This is a genomic window from Streptomyces sp. NPDC102259, from assembly GCF_044766465.1.
Taxonomy (GTDB): domain Bacteria; phylum Actinomycetota; class Actinomycetes; order Streptomycetales; family Streptomycetaceae; genus Streptomyces.
This window is the reverse complement of sequence record NZ_JBIWMA010000002.1, coordinates 53,333-73,399: the sequence shown is the minus strand read 5'-3', so window position 1 is coordinate 73,399 and position 20,067 is coordinate 53,333. Positions and strand designations below refer to the sequence as shown.

18 protein-coding genes and 1 pseudogene are annotated in these 20,067 nt (G+C 69.1%); 12 read left to right on the top strand and 7 right to left on the bottom strand.

Going from position 1 to position 20,067, the window contains the following annotated elements; translation table 11 throughout:
• Positions 1–68: 68 nt before the first annotated feature.
• Complete coding sequence (locus ACIRPU_RS04875; RefSeq protein ID WP_403861772.1) at positions 69–701, top strand: isochorismatase family cysteine hydrolase; 633 nt, start codon at positions 69–71, stop codon at positions 699–701.
• A 129-nt stretch (positions 702–830) separates the two neighbouring features.
• The gene (locus ACIRPU_RS04870) at positions 831–1,055 is read left to right on the top strand and encodes a hypothetical protein (protein ID WP_403861769.1); all 225 of its coding nucleotides are present in this window, start codon (positions 831–833) and stop codon (positions 1,053–1,055) included.
• Between the two features lie 452 nt (positions 1,056–1,507).
• On the opposite strand, the gene ACIRPU_RS04865 is transcribed toward ACIRPU_RS04870, so the two are convergent.
• From ACIRPU_RS04865 to ACIRPU_RS04855, 3 genes are all read right to left on the bottom strand, one after another.
• Positions 1,508–2,569, bottom strand: a complete 1,062-nt coding sequence (locus ACIRPU_RS04865; RefSeq protein ID WP_403861766.1) for an LLM class flavin-dependent oxidoreductase — start codon at positions 2,567–2,569, stop codon at positions 1,508–1,510.
• Complete coding sequence (locus ACIRPU_RS04860; RefSeq protein WP_403861763.1) at positions 2,569–3,102, bottom strand: SRPBCC family protein; 534 nt, start codon at positions 3,100–3,102, stop codon at positions 2,569–2,571. The genes ACIRPU_RS04865 and ACIRPU_RS04860 overlap by 1 nt, the downstream gene beginning before the upstream one ends.
• 111 nt (positions 3,103–3,213) lie before the next feature.
• The gene (locus tag ACIRPU_RS04855; RefSeq protein ID WP_403861760.1) at positions 3,214–3,711 is read right to left on the bottom strand and encodes a winged helix-turn-helix transcriptional regulator; all 498 of its coding nucleotides are present in this window, start codon (positions 3,709–3,711) and stop codon (positions 3,214–3,216) included.
• Between the two features lie 106 nt (positions 3,712–3,817).
• On the opposite strand from ACIRPU_RS04855, the gene ACIRPU_RS04850 reads away from it, so the two are divergent.
• Entirely contained in the window at positions 3,818–4,714 is an 897-nt protein-coding gene (locus ACIRPU_RS04850) for a short-chain dehydrogenase/reductase (protein ID WP_403861757.1), read from the top strand.
• A gap of 32 nt (positions 4,715–4,746) precedes the next feature.
• Here the strand turns inward: ACIRPU_RS04850 and ACIRPU_RS04845 are convergent, their stop codons facing one another.
• Positions 4,747–5,430 carry a TetR/AcrR family transcriptional regulator gene (locus tag ACIRPU_RS04845; protein ID WP_403863506.1) on the bottom strand — a complete coding sequence of 228 codons (684 nt, stop codon included), beginning with the start codon at positions 5,428–5,430 and terminating at the stop codon, positions 4,747–4,749.
• 268 nt (positions 5,431–5,698) lie between these two features.
• On the opposite strand from ACIRPU_RS04845, the gene ACIRPU_RS04840 reads away from it, so the two are divergent.
• The 3 genes from ACIRPU_RS04840 to ACIRPU_RS04830 are packed head-to-tail and all read left to right on the top strand — an operon-like array spanning position 5,699 to position 9,122.
• Complete coding sequence (locus tag ACIRPU_RS04840) at positions 5,699–6,667, top strand: enoyl-CoA hydratase/isomerase family protein (protein ID WP_355704701.1); 969 nt, start codon at positions 5,699–5,701, stop codon at positions 6,665–6,667.
• 7 nt (positions 6,668–6,674) lie between these two features.
• Positions 6,675–7,598, top strand: a complete 924-nt coding sequence (locus tag ACIRPU_RS04835) for an alpha/beta hydrolase (RefSeq protein ID WP_403861754.1) — start codon at positions 6,675–6,677, stop codon at positions 7,596–7,598.
• Between the two features lie 48 nt (positions 7,599–7,646).
• Complete coding sequence (locus tag ACIRPU_RS04830) at positions 7,647–9,122, top strand: class I adenylate-forming enzyme family protein (RefSeq protein ID WP_403861751.1); 1,476 nt, start codon at positions 7,647–7,649, stop codon at positions 9,120–9,122.
• A 701-nt stretch (positions 9,123–9,823) separates the two neighbouring features.
• On the opposite strand, the gene ACIRPU_RS04825 is transcribed toward ACIRPU_RS04830, so the two are convergent.
• On the bottom strand, positions 9,824–10,309 hold the full coding sequence (locus tag ACIRPU_RS04825; RefSeq protein ID WP_403863503.1) for a hypothetical protein: 486 nt from the start codon (positions 10,307–10,309) through the stop codon (positions 9,824–9,826).
• Positions 10,310–10,581: 272 nt separating this feature from the next.
• A complete protein-coding gene (locus tag ACIRPU_RS04820; RefSeq protein WP_403863501.1) occupies positions 10,582–10,995 on the bottom strand; it encodes an AAA family ATPase in 414 nt (137 codons plus the stop codon).
• 834 nt (positions 10,996–11,829) lie between these two features.
• Between ACIRPU_RS04820 and ACIRPU_RS04815 the strand changes: the two genes are divergently transcribed.
• Together ACIRPU_RS04815 and ACIRPU_RS04810 are read left to right on the top strand one after the other, a co-directional pair.
• Positions 11,830–12,528 (top strand): SDR family oxidoreductase, encoded by a 699-nt coding sequence (locus ACIRPU_RS04815; RefSeq protein ID WP_403861748.1) that lies wholly within the window; start codon positions 11,830–11,832, stop codon positions 12,526–12,528.
• Between the two features lie 135 nt (positions 12,529–12,663).
• The gene (locus ACIRPU_RS04810) at positions 12,664–14,112 is read left to right on the top strand and encodes a DHA2 family efflux MFS transporter permease subunit (RefSeq protein ID WP_403861745.1); all 1,449 of its coding nucleotides are present in this window, start codon (positions 12,664–12,666) and stop codon (positions 14,110–14,112) included.
• 176 nt (positions 14,113–14,288) lie between these two features.
• Here the strand turns inward: ACIRPU_RS04810 and ACIRPU_RS04805 are convergent, their stop codons facing one another.
• Positions 14,289–15,161, bottom strand: coding sequence for an alpha/beta fold hydrolase (locus tag ACIRPU_RS04805; RefSeq protein ID WP_403861742.1), 873 nt, complete (start codon positions 15,159–15,161; stop codon positions 14,289–14,291).
• Positions 15,162–15,225: 64 nt separating this feature from the next.
• Here ACIRPU_RS04805 and ACIRPU_RS04800 point away from each other — a divergent pair, with 64 nt between their 5' ends.
• The 4 genes and pseudogenes from ACIRPU_RS04800 to ACIRPU_RS04785 all read left to right on the top strand — a co-directional run bounded on the left by ACIRPU_RS04800 (position 15,226) and on the right by ACIRPU_RS04785 (position 20,023).
• Entirely contained in the window at positions 15,226–15,831 is a 606-nt protein-coding gene (locus tag ACIRPU_RS04800) for a CGNR zinc finger domain-containing protein (protein WP_403861739.1), read from the top strand.
• A 480-nt stretch (positions 15,832–16,311) separates the two neighbouring features.
• Positions 16,312–16,884, top strand: a pseudogene (locus ACIRPU_RS04795) (TetR/AcrR family transcriptional regulator); the annotation flags it as partial.
• 569 nt (positions 16,885–17,453) lie between these two features.
• Positions 17,454–18,323, top strand: coding sequence for an alpha/beta fold hydrolase (locus ACIRPU_RS04790; RefSeq protein WP_403861736.1), 870 nt, complete (start codon positions 17,454–17,456; stop codon positions 18,321–18,323).
• 230 nt (positions 18,324–18,553) lie between these two features.
• Positions 18,554–20,023 (top strand): amidase, encoded by a 1,470-nt coding sequence (locus ACIRPU_RS04785; RefSeq protein WP_403861733.1) that lies wholly within the window; start codon positions 18,554–18,556, stop codon positions 20,021–20,023.
• The last annotated feature ends 44 nt before the right edge of the window (positions 20,024–20,067 follow it).

The following is a 20,067-nucleotide window of genomic DNA, read 5'->3' as shown; positions in this document are numbered from 1 at the left end:
GCGGATGAGCCGAGAGAGCGTCCATGTGACAAGACGTGGACTCCTCGGCGCTTCTGGAGGCACCACTCATGACCGATACGCAGTACGACCCGGCGCACACAGGGCTGCTCCTGATGGACCCCTACAACGACTTCCTCTCCGAAGGGGGGAAGCTGTGGCCTCTGGTCGAAGAGGTCGCCACGGAGGTCGGCCTGCTCGACAACCTGCGCGCGGTGACGGCCGCCGCGCGTGCGGCCGGCATCCAGGTCTTCGTCGTCCCGCACCGTCGCTGGCGCGAGGGCAACTACGCGAACTGGAACTTCCTCACCGCGGACCAGGCCGGCGGCAACCAGAACCGGGTGTTCGAAGACGGAGCCTGGGGCGGCGACTGGCACCCGGACTTCGTCCCCCAGGAGAGCGATGTCGTCGTCCACGAGCACTGGGGACAGAGCGGGTTCGCCAACACCGATCTCGACTTCCAGCTCAAGAAGCACGGCATCACCCACGTGGTGACCGTCGGCATGCTGGCCAACACCTGCATCGAGTCGACCAGCCGCTACGCCATGGAGCTGGGCTACCACGTGACCCTGGTACGCGGAGCGACCGCCGCGTGGACCCGGGAAATGCTGCACGCGGCCCACGAGCTGAACGGTCCGTCGTACGCCCACGCCATCCTGAACGCCGACGAGATCGTCACCGCCTTCAAGGGCGCACACGTCTGACGCTCACCACAGAACCGTTCCAACGGGGGCGACCTTTCCCGATTGCACATGCACGGGTGACTCACGAGCGAGACAGCGGAGACGGCTACCGTCGACGCCCCGATCAAGGCCGTCGACATCGCTGACCGGGTGCTGAACCTGCCCGACGCGCAGTACCGGCGCTGCGCGCCGGGTGAGCACATCGCTGCGGGCCGGACCACCACGGATGACCGGCGCCCGATGTCGATCAACGTGGAGAGCATCGGCGGCACCCTCGTCATCCAGCACTACGTGGCCGAGGTGCACGAGCCGCACCACTGCCACCTGGTGTCACTGTCCGATGCGCAGACAGAACAAGTCTGGACCGCGAGCTGATCTCTCCGTCTCCACGGCCACTGCTGCGCCGGCACGGCTCTCAGCACCCCTGACGCGGCCGACCTCACGTGGTCGCCGACTCGCGGAAATCAGCTGGCTGCAGGAGGACGGATCGGTGATTCCCCCCGTGAGTACTCGGGTCACGAGCGCGGTGGCGAAGCCATACCGAGCCGCATGAACGGCCCGACCGTGGAGACGACCACATCGCCCGACTGTTGTTGGCCGGCCTGTGCGGGGGCAACCAGATCTTCGCCGCCGCGACGGACCGGAAGTCCGCCCTGGCCAGGACGTTCCGTGCGACCATCCTGTTGATGTCGGGCCTGGCGGCCGACACCGTCAGCGCCCACGGTCGACCTGGGCCAAGGCCTGATGGGCTGCGTCGGCGCATGGCGACCCGCTTCGGTCGCCATGGCTTGTCGCTATCGTGCCGCCCCGGCCGCCATCGCCTGTTGTTACGGTGCCGCCTCGTCCTCGATGTCGCGGACCAGGTCGATGGCCCGGCCCAGGGTCGCGAGTCGGGCGTCGAGGGTCTCGCCGGCGGGGTAGAAGCGAACAGTGTCGACACCGGCGTCGCGCCACACGCGAAGCCGCTCGCGCACCATGCCCTCGGTTCCGATCAGCGTGGTCGCCAACACCATCTCGTCGGTGACCAGGCCGGCCGCGCCGTCCCGGTCCCCGGCCTGCCAGCGTGCCCGGACGTCGGCCGCCACCTCGGCCCATCCCTGGCGGCTGTAGGCGTTGTGGTAGAAGTTCGTGGTCGCGGAGCCCATGCCGCCGAGGCTGAAGGCCAGCTCCTTCTTGCGTCCGGCCACCATCGCGCGCAGCGCGTCCTCGTCGTCCGCGAAGGCGACCTCGGCACCCTGGCAGATGTCGAGGTCGGCACGCGTACGACCGCCGGTGGCCAGGCCCCGGTCCAGGTGGTCGAAGTACGCCTCCTTGGCGCCCTCGGGTACGAAGCTGGTGCCCAGCCAGCCGTCGGCGATCTCACCGGTCAGGTGCAGCATCTTCGGCGAGAGGGTCGCCAGGTAGACGGGGATGTCGTGCTCCGCGCGCATCGACAGACGCATGGGCTTGCCCTCCCCGCCCGGCAGGGGGATCTGGAACTCCCGCCCGGGGTAAGCGACTTTCTCCCCCGAGGCGGCCTGCCGCACGATCTCGACGGTCTCGCGCATCCGTGACAGCGGCCGGGCGAAGGGCACGCCGTGCAGCCCTTCGATCACCTGCGGTCCCGAGGGGCCGAGCCCGAGGAGGAAGCGCCCCTGCGATATCTGCGACAGTGTGATCGCGGCGCGGGCTATGGCCATCGGAGTGCGGGTGCCGAGCTGGATGATTCCTGATCCGAGAAGCATGCGCTCGGTCTTCGCGGCGAGATAGCCCAACGGCGAGGGCGCCTCGGAGCCCCACGCCTCCGCGACCCAGCAGATGTCGAGGCCGAGTTTCTCCGCCTCGGTGACGAAGTCAACGATCTCCCGCCAGTCGCCCCCGGAGGCTTCGATCGTGGTGGAGGTGCGCATCACAGACCCGCCTCGTCTGAGCCGTGGGCACTCTCGGCCAGCTTCTTGATCTCTGCGAGGGTGACGGTCATGTTGGTCTCGAACTCCCGCATGCGCACGAAGACGATCTTCTGTTCCTTCTCCGGCATGCGGTCGATGGCGAATGAGAGACCCGACCGGGCCGGCCCCATCTGCATCCATTCCCGCAGCAGAGTGCCACCGTCCTGCGGCTGCAACGTGAACCGCCAGATCGCCGTCGGATGCCGGGGGTCCTCGACCGCCCAGGCGAGCCTCGTCGGCGGTTCGTACTCGACGATGTGGGACGTGGTGGCCCACTCGCCCAGCGCTTCATGCTTGCTCCGGCCGACGAACCGGGCGCCGAGCGCGGGGCCGCTCCTGCCGTCCAGCCATTCCACCGACCGCAGCTCGGGGCTCATGCGCGGCATCAACGCGATGTCGGACACCAACGCCCACACGTGCGTCGGCGCGGCGGCGATCCAGGTGTGGACCTCCACCGTCGGCTTGTCCGCATAGCGTGCGCCCGTCCACTCCATGATCCCGCAGCCTCCTGCCCACCAAGAACACTCACGTGAATACCTGACCAGTAAAGTTGCGTAGATAGACTTACTTGTCAAGGGAGTCGTGGCTACCGCGGGGCTGCCGATTCAGCCCGCGAATCGCTCCCGCACATCCGGTCGTTCGGCCAGATGCGACGGATAGCCGGGACCCATCCGGGGGGTGGTGTTGGCTGCGGTCATGGGCTCGCCGCAGGCGGCGCACACCACCTCGGCATGGGTCTCCTGCCCGCACACCTCGTGCCGCATCGCGACCGGCGGGCCCGCCTCACCGGCCAGCCAGCGGTCTCCCCAGCGGTTCATCGCCAGCAGCACGCCGAAGAAGTCGCGCCCCTTCTCGGTGAGCACGTAGTCGTAGCGGACCGGCTCCGTCTGGTACGGCTGCTTCTCCAGCAGCCCCTCCTCCACCAGTCGGCGCAGCCGGTCCGTCAGCGTGTTGCGGGCGATGCCCAGCGACTCCTGGAACGCGTCGAACCGCCTGATCCCGTAGAACGCCTCGCGCAGCACCAGCGGTGTCCACCAGTCCCCGAGCAGGTCCATGGTGCGCGCGATCGAGCAGGGCCACTGCGCAAAGGATGTCCGTCTCATGGCAGCCAGCATAGGTTCGTCCAGTGGTGAGACCCAGCAGGTGAACCGAGCGGTGGCCGGTGCGCGGTCTCTTGTGCTTCATCAATAACGAAGTTATGTTGCCGCCATGAAACGTGACTTGCTGGGCAGGAAGCTGGTTGTCACCGGAGCGGCACGCGGCATCGGAGAGAAGGTGGCCCGCCTGGCCGCCGCCCGAGGGGCCCGGGTGACCGTGATCGGCCTCGAAGCCGATCGGCTGCGCGCCCTCGCCGACGAGCTGGGCCCCACCGCTGCCTGGCGGGAGGCAGATGTGCGCGACGGGGCCGCTCTACGGTCGGCGATCGACGAGGCCGCGAAGGTCATGGGCGGCATCGACCTCGTGGTCGCCAACGCCGGCGTCGTCGCGTACGGGACGGTGCGACAGACGGACGAGGCGTCGTTCGAGCGGGTCCTGGACATCAACCTGAACGGCGTGTTCCGCACCCTCAAGTACGCGACGCCCCATCTCGAGCGCAGCCGGGGCCACGTGCTGGTCGTGGCGTCCGCGCTGTCGTTCATGCCGCTCGCCGCGATGGCCTCCTACGGCGCGAGCAAGGCCGGGGCCGAGCTGCTCGCCCTGACCTACCGGCAGGAGGTGGCGCACCTCGGAGTCACGGTCGGCCTCGTACACCCCTCCTGGATCGACACGGACCTCGTCCGGGGCGCCGAGGCGGATCTCCCCTCCTTCCAGAGGCTGCGCGGGCGGCTGCCTTATCCGGGCAACGTCACCACGAGCGCCGACCGGGCGGCCGCCGCGATCGTCGAAGGGCTCGTGCGCCGACGCAGCCGCGTGTACGTGCCGCGCGCGGTCGTCGTGGCCAACTGGGCGAAGGGAGCGCTGAATTCGCCCCTGGCCTGGCCCTGGGCAAGGCGATTCGCGGCCCGGGCGGTTCCCTCCCTCGAACGGGAGGTCGCGGCGTTGGGGAGGCACGACCAGCTCACGCCCGGCACCGACACCCCTGCTGCCGAGAGCAGGTCGTCGTAGCCGTGCAGGGATGCACCCGGCCACCCAGCCTCTCAGGCGCCTCGGATGATCGAGTCATACAGGCGCGCGCCGGCCTCGTGGGAGGCCTCGGCACGTTCCCGGCTGTCACCCAGCCCGACGGAGAAGTTCACGCCCATCGGTCGGAGCACCTGCGTCACGGCGTCCTCGAACTCGACGAAATGCTCGGCCAGTTCGAGGGTGATGTACCCATGCACGAAGCTCCACAACTGGGCGGCGATGACTTCGGGTTCCTGCCGCTCGACCCTGCCGGAGCGCACGAGCCGGTCGCACGCGGCAGTGACATGAGCGTGGGCTTCACGAAAGGCCGGGGAATGCCCGCTCAGGCGAAGGTCCGCATCCGAAAGAGGCCGGTACGTCGCCCGAGTGGACAGGCCGAACATCAAGTCATAGAGGTGAGGGTTCTCGTGGGCCAGCCGACGACAGGTCAAGGCCATGGCGAAGAGATCCGCGATCGGGTCCTCCGTCGCCGGTACGTGGGCGAACGCTCTGCCGAGTTCCTTGAACCCGTGGTCGGCGACAGCACTCATGAGCTCGGGAATGCCACCGAAGTGGCTGTAGACCACCATCGTCGACAGTCCGCTGGCAGAAGCCACCGTGCGCGCCTTCAAAGCCGACGGCCCCTGCTCGGCCAGCAGACCGATGGCCGCCCGCACAAGCCGTTCCGGTGCGTCATCAACCCTCGCCCGCCCTGCCATGTCTCGCACGCCTCCATCGTTGACACATCTGAAATAACTTGGTTATGTGAGTCTTCACGGCAATAGTACACATCGCGCGTGACATGCCGTCCCGGATCCACGCGTCCATGCCGGACACGACATCACGCGCTGGCCCAGTCTCCTGCCGCCGGTGCAGACCCAGCCCCCGTCGGGGGCAGGCACGCCCACATCGCTGCCACCCGCATCCGCGGCTGTCCCCCACGCACTCGCACTTTCATCCCATGAACTGAGCACGGGAGAAGAAGCCATGCCATACAAAGACAAAGGACATCTGGAGATCGAGGAGCGCGGAGCCGTCCTCGTCGTCCGGGTGGACGGCGGTCCACACCAGGTGTTCGGCCTCGACATCGCCAACCAGCTGGCCGAACTGGTAACCCGGGCCGACCGCGATCCGCGCATCCGCGCCGTCGTCTTCACCGGAGCGCACCCGGAACGGTTCGTCAGCCATGCCGCAGTCCGGTGGCTGCAGGAAGAGGGCGCCGCGAGCCCTACGGTCGGCCGACGCGGTGCCGCCGCCGTCGTACGCGCGGCCAAGCATGTGGACCGGTCCCGTCTCCTCGGGCCCGTGCTGCGCAGGACCCCGATGCGGGGAGCCCTCCAACTGGAGCGCCTGCACACGACCTTCCTTCGGATGAACGCCAGCGGTGTCCTCTTCGTCGCCGCCCTCAACGGTTCGGCTCTCGGCCTCGGCGCGGAGTTCGCCTGGGCGTGCGATCTGCGGGTCATGGCCGACGGGGACTTCTTCATCGGCCAGCCTGAAATCCTCCTCGGCATCATCCCGGGCGGCGGCGGCACCCAGCGGCTGACCCGCCTGATCGGCACCCACCGGTCCCTGGCCGCGATCCTCGAAGGCAAGCCGTTCACGCCCGCGGAGGCTCTCGCCAACGGGGCAGTCGACCAGGTCGTTCCGCAGCACAAGGTGCTCGCGCAGGCTGTCGAACTCGCTGAGCGCTTCGGCAAGCGGTCGAAGGGTTCGGTGGCGGCCGCCAAGAGGTCGGTGTACTTCGGCGGCTCGATGTCGCTGGAGGACGGCCTGCATGTCGAACGCGCCGAGTTCTTCACGAGAGTCATGTCGGAGGAGGGGCAGGAACTGATGCTCGGTTACATGGAGGCGACGGACGCCACCGGCGAGCTCCCGCTCTACCGGCCGGACACCTACGCGCAGGCGCTCGCCTCGGGCAGCGTGCCCGGGCGCCGCTCGGCGAACGGACGGTGAGCCGACGATGACCACCGCGCACTCCTTCACCCGTCACGACATCACCTTCCCCTCCGGCGACAGCTCCTGCGCCGGGTGGCTCTACCTCCCCACCGGCGTCGTATCGCCGCCCGTCGTCGTCCTGGGGCACGGCCTGGGCGCAACCCGCGAGATGCGCCTGGACGCGTTCGCCGAGCGTTTCGCGCAGGCCGGCATCGCCGCAGTGGCGTTCACCTACCGGCATTTCGGCGACAGCGGCGGCCACCCGCGCCAGCTCCTGTCGATCAAGCGGCAGCTCGCCGACTGGGACGCCGCCCTCGCCTACGTCAAGGCCCGCCCCGACATCGACCGCTCCCGCGTCGCGGCGTGGGGCAGCTCCTTCGGCGGCGGCCACGCCATCACCGTCGCCTCACGCCATCCCGAACTGCGCGCGGCCGTGGCCCAGTGCCCCTTCACCGACGGCCTGGCCTCCGCTCTCGCGCTCGGCCCGCTCGGCTCACTCAGGATGACCCCCGTACTCGCCCAGGATCTGGCAGCCAGAGTACGCGGCAAGGCACCCGCGATGGTTCCCATCGCCGCCGCCCCCGGCTCGCCGGCCCTCATGAACGCGCCGGACGCCCTCCCCGGATACCAGGCACTGCAGCCTCCCGGGAAGACGTTCCGCAACGAGGTGGCGGCACGGGTGATCCCGACCATCGCCGCCTACCGGCCCGGGCGCGCGGCGAGGAAGGTCACCATGCCGATCCTCTTCTGCGTCAGCAACACCGACTCCGTCACGCCCCCCGCCCAGACCCTCAGGTACGCGGGCACCGCGCCCCGGGGAGAGATCAAGAGGTACGACGCCGGCCACTTCGACTTCTACACCGGCGAGACCTTCGAGGAACTGGTACGCGACCAGATCGAGTTCCTCACCCGCCAGCTCCACCCGGCGCCCGTCGCACCGACTCCCTGACCTGCCCGCCGAACGGACTGCATCACACCGAGACAGGTACGCCTCGCCATGAATGTCGCCTCTCTGCCCGACCGCCGCGCCGAGCTCGACCCCCACGGAGCCGCGGTCTCCGACCGACACCAGTCCCTCACCAACACGCAGCTGCTCAGCCGGGTCCGAACGGCAGCGCGTCAGCTCCAGGACCTCGGAATCGGTCCCGGGGACGTCGTCGCCCTCAAGCTGACGAATCGTGTCGAGTTCGTCGTACTGCTGTTCGCCGCCTGGCGGCTCGGCGCCACCATCACACCGGTCAACCCGAGCATGACCGACGTGGAAGTGGTGCGACAGCTCCAGGACTCCGGTGCGTGCCTGCTGGTGGTCGAGGACGGCGCGGCCGTAGCGGCGCACGGTGTTGCCGTACTCGCCGTCGGCGGACTGCGCGAAGGAGCGGTGGAGCCGGATCAAGCACCTCTTCTGGACCCGGCCACGCTGGCCCTGCTCATCTACACCAGCGGTACGACCGGGGTACCCAAGGGCGTGATGCTCGACCACACCAACATCGACGCCATGGTGGAGATGGGGCGCCGGGCGCTGGAGTTGGGGCCGGCGGACCGCTGTCTGCTCATCCTGCCGCTCTTCCACGTCAACGGCATCGTGGTCAGCGTCCTGACGCCGCTGCTCGCCGGAGCCGGTGTCGTCATCGCGGGCCGCCGCTTCGATCCCCACAGCTTCTTCGACCTCGTCGAGCAGGAGCGCCCCACCTTCTTCAGTGCCGTGCCCACGATCTACAGCATGCTCGCGGCGCTCCCGGACGACGTTCAACCCGACACGTCGTCCCTGCGGTTCGCGGTCTGCGGCGCCGCACCCGCCTCCGCCGAGCTGCTGGCCCGCTTCGAGGCACGGTACGGATTTCCACTGGTCGAGGGATACGGCCTGTCCGAGGGAACCTGCGGCTCCACCATCAACCCCGTCGGCGGCCCTCGTCGCGCCGGAACCGTGGGGCTTCCCTTCCCCGGCCAGGAGATCCGGATCATCGACGCCGACGGCGGCGAGGTGGCGCCGGGCACGGACGGTGAAGTCATCGTGAGGGGCCCCAACGTCATGCGTGGCTATCTCGGCCGTCCGGACGAAACCGCCAGAGTCGTAGTCGACGGCTGGTTGCACACAGGCGATGTGGGCCACCTCGACGCCGAGGGCTATCTGACCCTGGTCGGGCGCTCGAAAGACATGATCATCCGCGGTGGGGAGAACATCTACCCCAAGGAAATCGAGGACGTGCTGACAGGCGACCCATCGGTACTCGAGGCCGCGGTGATCGGCGTGCCCGACGAACAGTGGGGAGAGGTGGTCGTCGCCTACGTCCAGCCGTCACCGGGCGCGAGCGTCGATCCGACGGCACTGAAGGCACTTTGTGCACGCAGCCTCACCGGCTACAAGCGCCCGACCGCGTTCTTCGTGGTGGAAGTCCTCCCGAAGAACGCGGTCGGCAAGATCGACAAAGCCTCATTGCGTGCCGATCACGCCGCCCTCCCTGCCCGGTCCTGATCAACCCAGATGACTCTGTGGGCTGCCTCGGCTGACGGCGCGCAGCCCGCCAGTCCGGGGCGAGTCCGGTTCCCGAGGCGACCCACAGCATCGGAAGTCCGCGCACGCCCAACTCGCGCGGACACGATGGGATGCTCGGCCGGGCCTGACCGATCAGCTGTTCCGCCGCCCGGATGACCTTCTCCTCGCGGGGTTGTGGCGCGTGACCCGGCGCGGCACGACATGGCATGGCACCTCTCCGCCACCGGCACGCAGATCTCCCAGATCGCGACCATGCTCGGCTACTCCGAGACCAGCCACCACACGCGAGCCTGCCGACGGTGCACGGCGCATCGCCCGGACAACTGCGCACCTCGGTGGGGCACCCCTCGGCCGGTGCCCGCCGGGCGTGCCGAACACAGGGTGCGGGAGGGCCGACACGACGCATGAGTCAATCGCCGCGACCCTGCTGACCACCGGTCGAAGGAGACGCGTTCAGGCAGCTCCTCCAGCCCTCCGGGACGGTGACGCCAGCCCGGTGGACAGGGAGTCGGGCATCGCGGGAAGGAAGGGTCTTGCGAACCTGTGCGGTCGTGGACTCGGCCGCCTTTCTCCGACATCGCTGCCGGCCTCGGCGGCGATGCAGAAACCGGCTCGCCCAAGCCCGGACCGATGCCCGCCCAGAACCGCTCACCGCGTCAGCCCGATGTTCACCTACCCGCTCAGAGTGCGGGAATTGGTGAGAGCACGGACACCTGCGCGCCCGCTCGGCGGGCCGGCGCGGAGTCCATGGCCCGCATTGTCGGACGGGTCCGGCCGTCGGCGAAGACGAACAGGCGCAGCACCAGGAAACGGCCGATACCGGCGAGCCCGGCGGCGCCGAGGTAGACGGCTTGCTCGTAGAGAGTTGCGGCTGACGGCCGCACCAGATGCAGGACGAACACCGCGGCGGTGGTCACCGCGTAGGCTGCCGTGGCCGACCCCGCCGACTGCCAGTGCTGGCGCCATCCGGCACGCCCTGTCCCGAAGGTGAAGCGTGCGTGGAGCTCCGTGCCGAGGGCAGTGGAGGCGACGGTGATCAGCGCGTTCGCCACAGCCCAGGGCATCAGTCCTGCGAGCACCGCCACGGCGGCGCTGGACGCGACCCCGACACCGCCGCCGAACAGGACGAACCGGGCAAAGGAGGCGAGTGGACCGGAGGCACCCAGACCGTGTCGCGCCGCAGCCGCATCGACCTTCGTCTGCTCCGCCTCCCGCACTTCGTCCACCGATACCGGCGTCAGCTTCGATGCGACCAGCAACTTCACAGGAAGTCCCTTTCGGATGGGGAGGGTGAACCTCCTGAACCGGCGGGGCTCACGCAACTCTGCCGCCCGATCGCTCCCACCTCTTTACATTACGACCATACGACTACAGCGCCGATCCCCGGCAAGAGTTCCGGTCGTTTTTAAATTATGACCGTACTCACATAGGCGGCGGACTAGCAGAACGCGGCTCGTGGACCCCCGCCCCCATCAACTGGTGACGGAAGCAGACGCGACGGTCCGAGCGCTTGGTGAGTGGACCCGAGTGCATCGCCCCGTCCGACGCGACCACGTCGAGGCCGAGGCGCCCCGTTCAAGGCGTTGGCCTGCGGCTCCGGGAGCGTGCCGATCCGCTCCGTCACCGGCCGCAGCAGTTCGTGCAGTGCGGCGAACGTCAGCCCCGACCCAAGGCGAGTGCCCCCGCATCGCAAGACGGTGAAGTCCGCCGCCGCGGACCCGGCCGCGGATTCCAGCAGGGCGGTCTTGCCGACGCCGGGGTCGCCCCACAGCACCATGGTCGCTCCGCGTCCCTGACGAGCGGCGTCAAGGATCCGGTCAAGGGCTGCCTGCTCCTGGCGCCGTCCGTACAGGTCCCTTCGCCTGGAAGCTTCATGGCTGCTGCCGCCGGAGCACTCGTCCTCCTGCGTTCCGAACTTCGCCGTCTCCGTGACCGATCCGATGACAGATCAGATGACGGATCCGCTTGCAGCTCACCGTCCGTAGCGTCGGGCGTGGTCAGCAGCGTCGGGCGTGGTCAGCGCATCGCGCGCACCGCGGGAGACGGCACGGCGACCGCGATCATCGAAACCGGAAGCAAGGACAGGACGTTGGCGGATCTGGTGGTGCGGGGGTCGAAAGCACCGCTCTTCAGCATCACATGCCTCCGCGACCGGTCCAGGGCCTCGTACCACCGCCCTCCAGCCGGCGAAGCATCTCGGTGCGAGCGTGGCCACGACCGCGAGCGCGACCAAGACCGACCTGGAGAAGAACCTCGGCGCGGACGTCGTCATCGACTACAGAAGCAGGCATTCGAGACGGCCCTGCACGGCTACGACGTCGTCATCGACACGGTCGGGGGCGAAACCCTCGACAAGTCCCTGTGGGCGCCGAAGCCGGACGGGACCGTCATCGGCATCACCGGGCCACCCGACCCCGCCTCCGCCTGCCCACCGCCGGACACAAGCGCGCCGTACGCGCCTGGGTGCGCGACCTGGCCGCCGCGGCCGGTGCCCCGGACCCCGACACGCTCGCCCGAAACCCCTCGGTGTCGTACGGATCCCGACCTCGACGGCCGCACAGAAGAAGCGGTTGCGATCACCGACTCGCCCGACTTAACATTATGATCGTAATTCAATGGTTCCGGCCCTCTCGGCCACGCCATTGGCGCTCTGATCTTCACCCTCTTGCTTCACCAGGAACTCTCCATGGACCTCTCCACCAGCACCGCCCTAGTCACCGGAGCCAACCGGGGCTTCGGCCGCGCCCTCGCCGCAGAACTGCTCGCCCGCGGCGCCACCGTCTACGCCGGCGCCCGCAACCCCGACCAGGTCGACCTGCCCGGCGCCAAGCCGATCGCGCTCGACATCACCGACCCCGCCTCCGTCACGGCCGCGGCCAAGGCCACCGGCGACGTGACCGTCCTGGTCAACAACGCGGGGTCCTCCACCGGCGCCGACCTGCTCACCGCCGACCCGGACGACATCCGCCTGGAGATGGACACCCACTTCTTCGGCACTCTTTCCGTGGTCCGCGCCTTCGCGCCCCAGATCGCGGCGGGCGGCGGCGGGGCCATCCTGAACGTCCTGTCCGGACTGTCCTGGGTCAGCTTCCCGGAGATAGGCGCCTACTGCGCCGCCAAGTCCGCCGAGTGGTCGCTCACCAACGCCCTGCGCCTGCAACTCGCCGACCAGCACATCCGCGTGGCCGGACTGCACGTCGGCTACATGGACACCGACATGGTCCGGGACGTCGCCGGCGCCAAGTCCGACCCCGCCGACATCGCCAAGATCGCCGTCGACGGCATCGCCGCCGGCGCCTACGAGATCCTCGCGGACAACGCCGCCCGCCAGGCACAGGCAGCCCTGGCCGGAGGCGTCTCCGCGCTCTACCCGCAACTCCCCTGAGAAGCGACCGCCCAGGAACCCGCACCGCGCCGACTCGACGCCGATGCTCGCTGTCGCACTCCATGCCGTCACCCGCCGGCGTCCACGTCCATTGATCCGTCACCAAGTGTCTTCTTGGGGAATGTAAGGAACGCCATGAAAGAGCAAGGCAAGCAGCGGGTTCGGGGCGGCAGCGCCGTCTGGGCCGTGGCCATCACCAGCATGGCCGGATTCATCACCGCGCTCGACAACCTGATCGTCACCACCGCCCTCCCCTCGATCCGCAAGGACCTCGGCGGCGGCCTCGAAGACCTCGAATGGACAGTGAGCGCCTACACCCTCACCTTCGCGGTGTTGCTCATGTTCGGTGCTTCCCTCGGCGACCGATTCGGCCGCCGGAGGCTGTTCGCCATCGGGCTCGCGATCTTCACCACGGCCTCGGCCGCCGCCGCACTCGCCCCGGGCATGGGGGAACTGATCGCCGCCCGCGCCGCCCAGGGCGTGGGGGCCGCGATCGTGACGCCGCTGACGCTGACCCTGCTGTCGGCCGCCGTCCCCGCCGAGCGGCGCGGCGCGGCCCTGGGTGTCTGGGGCGCGGCCAGCGGCATCGCCGTCGCCACCGGACCGCTCATCGGCGGCACACTCACCGAGCACCTGTCCTGGCAGTGGATCTTCTGGGTGAACGTCCCGATCGGCCTGGCACTGATCCCGCTTGCCCTGCTGCGGCTGGACGAGAGCCACGGCCCGAACCCGACTCTCGACCTCGTCGGCACGGCCCTTGCCAGCGGCGGTCTGTTCGGCATCGTCTACTCCCTGGTGCGCGGAAACACCGACGGCTGGACCAGCACCCCGGTGCTGGGCGGCTTCATCGCGGGTGCGGCTCTGCTCGTCGGCTTCGTCCTGTACGAAGTGCGCACCGAGCACCCGATGCTGCCGATGCGCCTCTTCCGCCACCGCTCCTTCAGCGCCATCAACGCCGCCAGCCTGCTGATGTTCCTGGGCATGTTCGGGTCGATCTTCCTGCTCAGCCAGTACCTGCAGACCGTCGGCGGCTACTCGCCGATGGAAGCCGGCGTACGGATGCTGCCCTGGACCGCCATGCCCATGATCGCCGGACCGCTGGCCGGGGCACTGTCCGACCGCATCGGCGGCGCACCCGTCGTCACCGTGGGCATGGCCCTGAACGCCGTCGGTCTCGGGCTCTGGGCCATCACCGTCGAGCCGCACGTCGCCTACACCCACCTGCTGCCCGCACTGATCGTCTGCGGCATCGGCATGGGCATGTTCTTCGCACCCAGCGCCAACCTCGTCATGGGCACCGTCCGCCCGGAAGAGCAGGGCATCGCCTCCGGCGCCAACAACGCGATCCGCGAGGTCGGCGGCGCCATCGGTGTGGCGTCGCTGGCCGCGGTCTTCTCCGCCCAGGGCGGCTACGGATCCGCCTCACAGTTCGTGGACGGGCTGGTCCCGGCCCTCTGGGTCGGAGCCGGTGCCGTCGCCCTGGCAGCGGCTCTGGCGTTGCTGATGCGCCGGCAGCGCAAGGCCGACAGCTCGGCTGCCGGCCTTGCTGCAGGGAGCGCTCCGGCCGACGCGGTCGCGACCTGAAGCCCGAACCGAGGGGCGGCCCCGCCGGTTACGGCGGGGCCGCCCCTCAACTTCCCTGCCCTACAGGTGCGTTCGTCGTGCGGGGTCATCACACCCTGGTCGAGGCCCCTCGGACAGCGCGCCTTTCGGGTCGGCGCTCGATCGGCTGAGGGGCAGTGTGTCCCTCACCGTGGGGGTCACCGGTTCGTCTTGCCGGCCAGGAAAGGCCACAGATGTGCCAACAGTGCCTTCGGTCGCTCCTCCGGGATGAAGTGGCCGCACTCCGCGATCTCGGCACCGGTGACATCGTCCGCATAGTCCCGCCAGATCTCCAGCGTCGGCAAGCGGGCAGGCAGCCCCTCGGAACCCCACAGGGCCAGCAGTGGCATGGTGAGGCGGCGGCCTTCGGCGGCGTCGATGTCGTCGAGCGCGGTGTCCTCCTCCATGGCGCGGTAGTCGTCCAGGCTCGCACGCAGGGCACCCGGGCGGGAGAACGCACGGACGTAGCCGTCGACCGCATCGACCGTGAGTCCGTGGCGGTTGTAGGTCCACCGTTCGAAGAAGTACTCGAGATACCCGCGGATGTCGCGCCCCACGAGGCGCTCGGGCAGATCGGGCTGCATGTGGAACAGCCAGTGCCAGTACCCGGAGGCGAGCGAGGCGTCCAAACGGCGAAACATCTCCCGTGTGGGAACGATGTCGAGCACGGCCAGCCGCTCCACCTGGTCCGGACGGTCCAGCGCCCAGCGGTGCCCCACGCGAGCGCCGCGGTCGTGGCCCACGACCATGGCCCGCTCGAAGCCGAGCGCCTCGACGAGGCCGGCCATGTCGGCGGCCATCCGCCGCTTGCCGTAACCCGTGGTGGGCTTGTCGCTCAGGCCGTATCCACGCAGGTCCGGCGCCACAACCGTGTGCTCGGCGGCCAGATCCGCCAACACCGGCCGCCAGCAGTCGGAGGTCTGCGGCCAGCCATGGAGCAGGACAAGCAGAGGTCCGGCCCCGGCTCGGACGTAGTGCAGGCGGACCCCGTCCACCTGCGTCACTCCGGTCGTCACCGTCGGCTGTCCCATGGATCCGCCTTCCCGACACGGGCTAACCCTCTTAGACGGTTAAGCTAGCGGGCAGAATAGAGGCGTGCCAACAGACGACGTGTGGATCTGGGACGGCGGACGGGTCGGCCTGGACTTCACCAACACCCTCCGAAGCCGGTGGAGAACCACTCCCGAGGAGACACTCCGGGGACCGGACGACCTGATGGGCTGGCTCCGGGAGGCCCGTCTGCTCGCACCGGGGACCACCGACGCCGCCACTGCGGCCATTCTCCTGTCCGCCCGACGGCTGCGCGAGAGCGTCGACCGGGCCGTACTGGCGGTCGCCGCCGGCCGACTGCCCGCATCCGGCGACGTGACGCTGCTCAACCGATCGGCAGCGGCGGCCCCCAGACCCGCCCTGCAACTCGTCATCACCGAGGACCGCCTGGAGCCCGCCGGCACCGCGCCCCTCGCGGACGACCCCACGCTCGCGCTGGCGCTCATCGCCCAGGACGCCGTCGACCTCCTTCTGTCCGCCGACATTCGGCGCGTACGCGTCTGCGGAGCGGACCGCTGCGCACTGCGCTTCCTGGACCGCTCCCCGGCCCGCAACCGCCGCTGGTGCTCCATGTCCCGCTGCGGAAACCGCACCAAGGTCCGCCTCCACCAGGCGCGTACACGGCAGAGCGGCCGGATCACGGAAAGCTGACGGAGGAGTCATCAGCGCACTCGGGCGACCTCATACGAAAGGCCGGGCCGGGAACGCTCTCGATGTCGTTGGCCTGACCGGGTGGCCTCGCTCGCAGCGGATCCGGGCGTTGACGCGCCCACCGCAGTCGCGGTGTCGCGCCACTACCGCCGGCCCCTCCGGGTCAGCACGGTAACGGTCACGCCACTGCGGCAGCCCCATCACGGCCGGCTCAGTGAACCGGGCTCCTTGTACGTCTCGGTCGCGAGGATCCCTTCCCCCACCAGCATCCAAAGCCGCGCGCCGCGAGGAGGTTGCGAGGACAGTCCAGGACCCGTTCGAAGTCACCGAAGCCGAAGACGATCGGCGGCGCGAACGCGCCGGGGAATGCGGGCGGAGTCCATGTCACATCCCGACACCATTGAATTACGTTCGACATAACATACAGTGAAGGGGCAGGCGGAGGGCGAACGGCCCTTCTGGGGAGCGAAGGAGCATGGGGTGCGATACGGGAGCGAGCACAAACCGGTGACCCGGCAGCGCATCATCGAGACGGCCGGACGCCGGCTCAAGCGGGACGGCATCGACGGCTCGAGCGTCGCGACACTCATGAGGGACGCGGGGCTGACCAACGGCGCCTTCTACACCCACTTCGCTTCAAAGGACGAGCTCGTCGCCGCTGCCGTCGCCGACCAACTGCACGCACAGAACGCGAACATCGTCGCGCACGCGGCACCCGGTCGCGACGGACTCGAACAGATCGTGCGGTGGTACCTGTCCGCTCGGCACCGCAACAGCCCTGACGAGGGCTGCCCGTCCGCTGCCCTGCTCGACGAAATAGGGCGCTGCACCGACCCCACCAAGCAGGCCTACACGGACGGCGTACTCGTGGTCACCGACGGCATCGCCGCCCGCCTGGCGCCCGTCGATCCGCTCTCGGCCCGCACCAGGGCGCTGAGCGCCTACGCCATGATGGCCGGGACGCTGCAGCTCTCCCGAGCCCTCACCGACCAGCGACTTGCCGATGAACTCCTCGAACAGGGCATCCGCAACGCCCTCAATCTGCTGGGCGTAGAGAATGAGCCCGACGAGGAGGAGGACCTCGGACTGCCGCACCCACCCTCGTGGCAGCAGCCGCTCCCCCGCAAGCACGATCATCCGCGCCCCATGGCGCCCGCCGCCACCGACCGGCACATTGCCTGACCCCACGACTCGTCACCTCTCACCACAGGGGTCGAGCGTCTTCACGTGAAGCCGCGAGCGCCGCTCGATCGCAGACCCGCCTCACCGACGGGCGCCGCATCCACAAACGAGACATGGCACACGGGAGAAGAGTTCCCTTGCGGGCCGCCGACCAGCCCCTTAAGATTATGAATGTAATTCAATTGGCGGAAGACTGGTGCCGAGACTGGCGCCCGTCACGCCGGCGTCCATGACGCGAAGTGAGCGACGAACACCGCACCACCATGCCCGGCGCGCACTCGTCACCGGGCTGCCGCCATCTGTCGGCAGCCCTGCCGAAGCAGAGCACTTTTCAGCGTCGGGAAGCCCGGGACGAACAGCACACGCAGTCCACGTGCAGACATCGGAAACAACCATGAGGGCCGAGACCGGCCTGACACCCCTACCAGAAGGACCCGGACATGAGGGCATCGCGGAACTCCTCACCTCCCTCACGAACGTCGTACAAGTTCGCGCCGACGCGCTCCGTGTCCGTGGACGGGGTGGACTTCGTCCATCGGCAGCTCGGCCCCGAGGACGGCGTGCCGCTGATCCTCCTGATTCACATGGCCGGAAACCTGGACAACTGGGATCCGCGCGTCGTCGACGGACTCGCCGCACGACGCCGGGTGATCACCTTCGGAAACCGCGGGGTGGGCGGGTCGGGCGGCTCCACGCCGGACACGATCGAAAAGATGGCCGCCGACGCGGTGCGGTTCATCCGTGCCCTCGGCTTCGACCAGGTCGATCTGCTCGGCCTGTCGATGGGCGGCTTCATCGCACAGGTCATCGCGGCGGAGGAACCGCGCCTTGTCCGCAAGGTCATCCTCGCGGGCACCGGCCCCGCCGGAGGGCCCGGCATCGACAAGGTCCCGGCGCTGGCCATCCAGGCCACGATCAAGGGCGCCCTGACCCGCCAGGACCCGCTGCTCTCCCTCTTCTTCACCGACACCGCCGGCGGCCGGCAGGCCGGGCGCGCCCTCCTGGAACGGCTGAAGGAGCGCACGGACCATCGCGACAAGAACGTCTCGCCGCCGTCGCTCCGCGCCCAGCTGAAGGCCGTCAGGCGATGGGGCCGCCAGACACCGTCAGGCCTGTCGGCAATCCGCCAACCGGTCCTCGTGGCCAACGGTGAGAACGACCGAATGGTGCCCAGCCAGAACACGATCGACCTGGCCGCTCGTCTGCCCAACAGCGAACTTGTCCCTCTCTACCGTGACTCCGGCCACGGGGGGATCTTCCAGCACAACGAGGACTTCGTCGCGAGGGCGCTCGGCTTCCTCGGGTCCTGAGCTTGGTCGGATGCCGTTGGAGCGGGCTTCACATGCGCCGGCCGCGTCTCATGTGCCCCGGGATTCGCTCCTCAACCCGTCATGCACGCTCGGCGCACCTTCCCGTCACGCTTCGGGCGCAATCGAAACAGCAGGCCGAGTGATGTCCCGCCACGGCACTGCACGAGGGGCACCAGCCCCTCTCGGCTTCCGGGCCCGCCACATCAGCACCTACAGAAACGAGGCTCTCCGTGCGTGATCTCCCGTTCCAGTCAGCCGTGGACCAGTTGAGTGCGCTGGCCTCGGGTGAGGTATCGAGTGAGGAACTGCTCGAGGTCTACCTGAGCCGCATCGACGCCCACAACCAGACGCTCAACGCGATCGTCACCCTCGATGTCGAACGGGCGCGGAGCGCGGCCAGGAAGGCCGACGCGAAGCGCGCGAGCGGGGCGGAACTCGGCCCGCTGCACGGTCTGCCGATCACGCTGAAGGACAGCTACGAGACCGCTGGTCTGCGGACCGTCTGCGGCCGGCCCCACCTCCGGGACTACGTGCCCGAACAGGACGCCGAGGCGGTGCGACGGCTGCGTGCCGCGGGTGCGGTGATCATCGGCAAGACCAACATGCCCGCGGGGAACCAGGATGTCCAGGCGGACAATCCGGTATTCGGACCAACGCTCAACCCGTGGAACACCGCACGCACGTCCGGAGGCTCCGCAGGGGGCGGCGCCGTGGCTACCGCCGCAGGGCTGACCGCTTTCGACTTCGGCTCGGAGATCGGCGGGTCCACCCGGATCCCGGCACACTTCAACGGCCTCTACGGACACAAGGCGACCTGGCGGTCCATCCCGCTCATCGGCCACGTGCCGGGCGGACCCGGTGTCGGGCGGTGGGGGGAGATCGACCTCGCCTGTGCGGGCGCCCAGGTGCGCGCGGCGCGCGACCTTGTCCCCGTCCTCCACGCCACGGTGGGACCGCCCGAGCGTGACGGCGGCTTCAGCTACACCCTCGCACCACCCAGGGCGAGTTCACTGGACGGCTTCCGGGTCGCGGTGTGGCCGGAGGACCCCTCGTGCCCCGTCGACCACGACGTCGCCACGGCGATGGACGACGCCCTGAGCGCCCTCAAGGCGGCCGGCGCGAAGGTCGAGTTGCGGCCGCCCGGCCTCCCCGGTGACATGGCGAGCAGTCATGACATCTTCCTGCGCCTGCTCTTCGGCGCGTTCACCTACGACCGATCCGGGCTGACAGCCGCCTCCAACACGGCGCTCCTCGCGCGTCTGGTCCAGCATCCTCGTGGAGAGGCGCTGTACGCCTTGCGAGGGACTTTCCAGTCCCATTACAGCTGGCTCCAGGCGGACGTGGCACGCCATGAGCTGCGCCAGCGGTGGACCGAGTTCTTCCGGGACTTCGATGTCCTCCTCATGCCGGTCACACCGACCACGGCACCCCCGCATCACAACAAACCGATCGACAGGTTCGGACGCCGGATCCAGGTCGACGAGCGGTCTCGCCCCTACTGGGACCAGGTCAAGTGGAGCGCCATCGCCAACGTGGCCGGCTCTCCGGCGACGACCATCCCCGTGCGAACCGGCCGAGACGGCCTGCCCGTCGGGCTCCAGGCGATGGGTCCGAGCGGCGGCGACCTCACCACCATCAAGTTCGCCGAGCTCCTCGGCCGAGAACTCGAGGGCTACCAGCCCCCTCCGGCCTTCCTGTGACGACCCGCCGACCCGCACTGCCGACGAACCGGACCCCTGACCGC

Excerpts from the sequence above, each read along its gene's own strand:
- ACIRPU_RS04875 (WP_403861772.1), top strand. The coding sequence starts at position 69 with ATGACCGATACGCAGTACGACCCGGCGCACACAGGGCTGCTCCTGATG.
- ACIRPU_RS04790 (WP_403861736.1), top strand. The coding sequence starts at position 17,454 with ATGAGGGCATCGCGGAACTCCTCACCTCCCTCACGAACGTCGTACAAG.
- ACIRPU_RS04850 (WP_403861757.1), top strand. The coding sequence starts at position 3,818 with ATGAAACGTGACTTGCTGGGCAGGAAGCTGGTTGTCACCGGAGCGGCA.
- ACIRPU_RS04840 (WP_355704701.1), top strand. The coding sequence starts at position 5,699 with ATGCCATACAAAGACAAAGGACATCTGGAGATCGAGGAGCGCGGAGCC.
- ACIRPU_RS04830 (WP_403861751.1), top strand. The coding sequence starts at position 7,647 with ATGAATGTCGCCTCTCTGCCCGACCGCCGCGCCGAGCTCGACCCCCAC.
- ACIRPU_RS04855 (WP_403861760.1), bottom strand. The coding sequence starts at position 3,711 with ATGAGACGGACATCCTTTGCGCAGTGGCCCTGCTCGATCGCGCGCACC.
- ACIRPU_RS04805 (WP_403861742.1), bottom strand. The coding sequence starts at position 15,161 with ATGGGACAGCCGACGGTGACGACCGGAGTGACGCAGGTGGACGGGGTC.
- ACIRPU_RS04810 (WP_403861745.1), top strand. The coding sequence starts at position 12,664 with ATGAAAGAGCAAGGCAAGCAGCGGGTTCGGGGCGGCAGCGCCGTCTGG.
- ACIRPU_RS04845 (WP_403863506.1), bottom strand. The coding sequence starts at position 5,430 with ATGGCAGGGCGGGCGAGGGTTGATGACGCACCGGAACGGCTTGTGCGG.
- ACIRPU_RS04815 (WP_403861748.1), top strand. The coding sequence starts at position 11,830 with ATGGACCTCTCCACCAGCACCGCCCTAGTCACCGGAGCCAACCGGGGC.
- ACIRPU_RS04865 (WP_403861766.1), bottom strand. The coding sequence starts at position 2,569 with ATGCGCACCTCCACCACGATCGAAGCCTCCGGGGGCGACTGGCGGGAG.
- ACIRPU_RS04860 (WP_403861763.1), bottom strand. The coding sequence starts at position 3,102 with ATGGAGTGGACGGGCGCACGCTATGCGGACAAGCCGACGGTGGAGGTC.
- ACIRPU_RS04835 (WP_403861754.1), top strand. The coding sequence starts at position 6,675 with ATGACCACCGCGCACTCCTTCACCCGTCACGACATCACCTTCCCCTCC.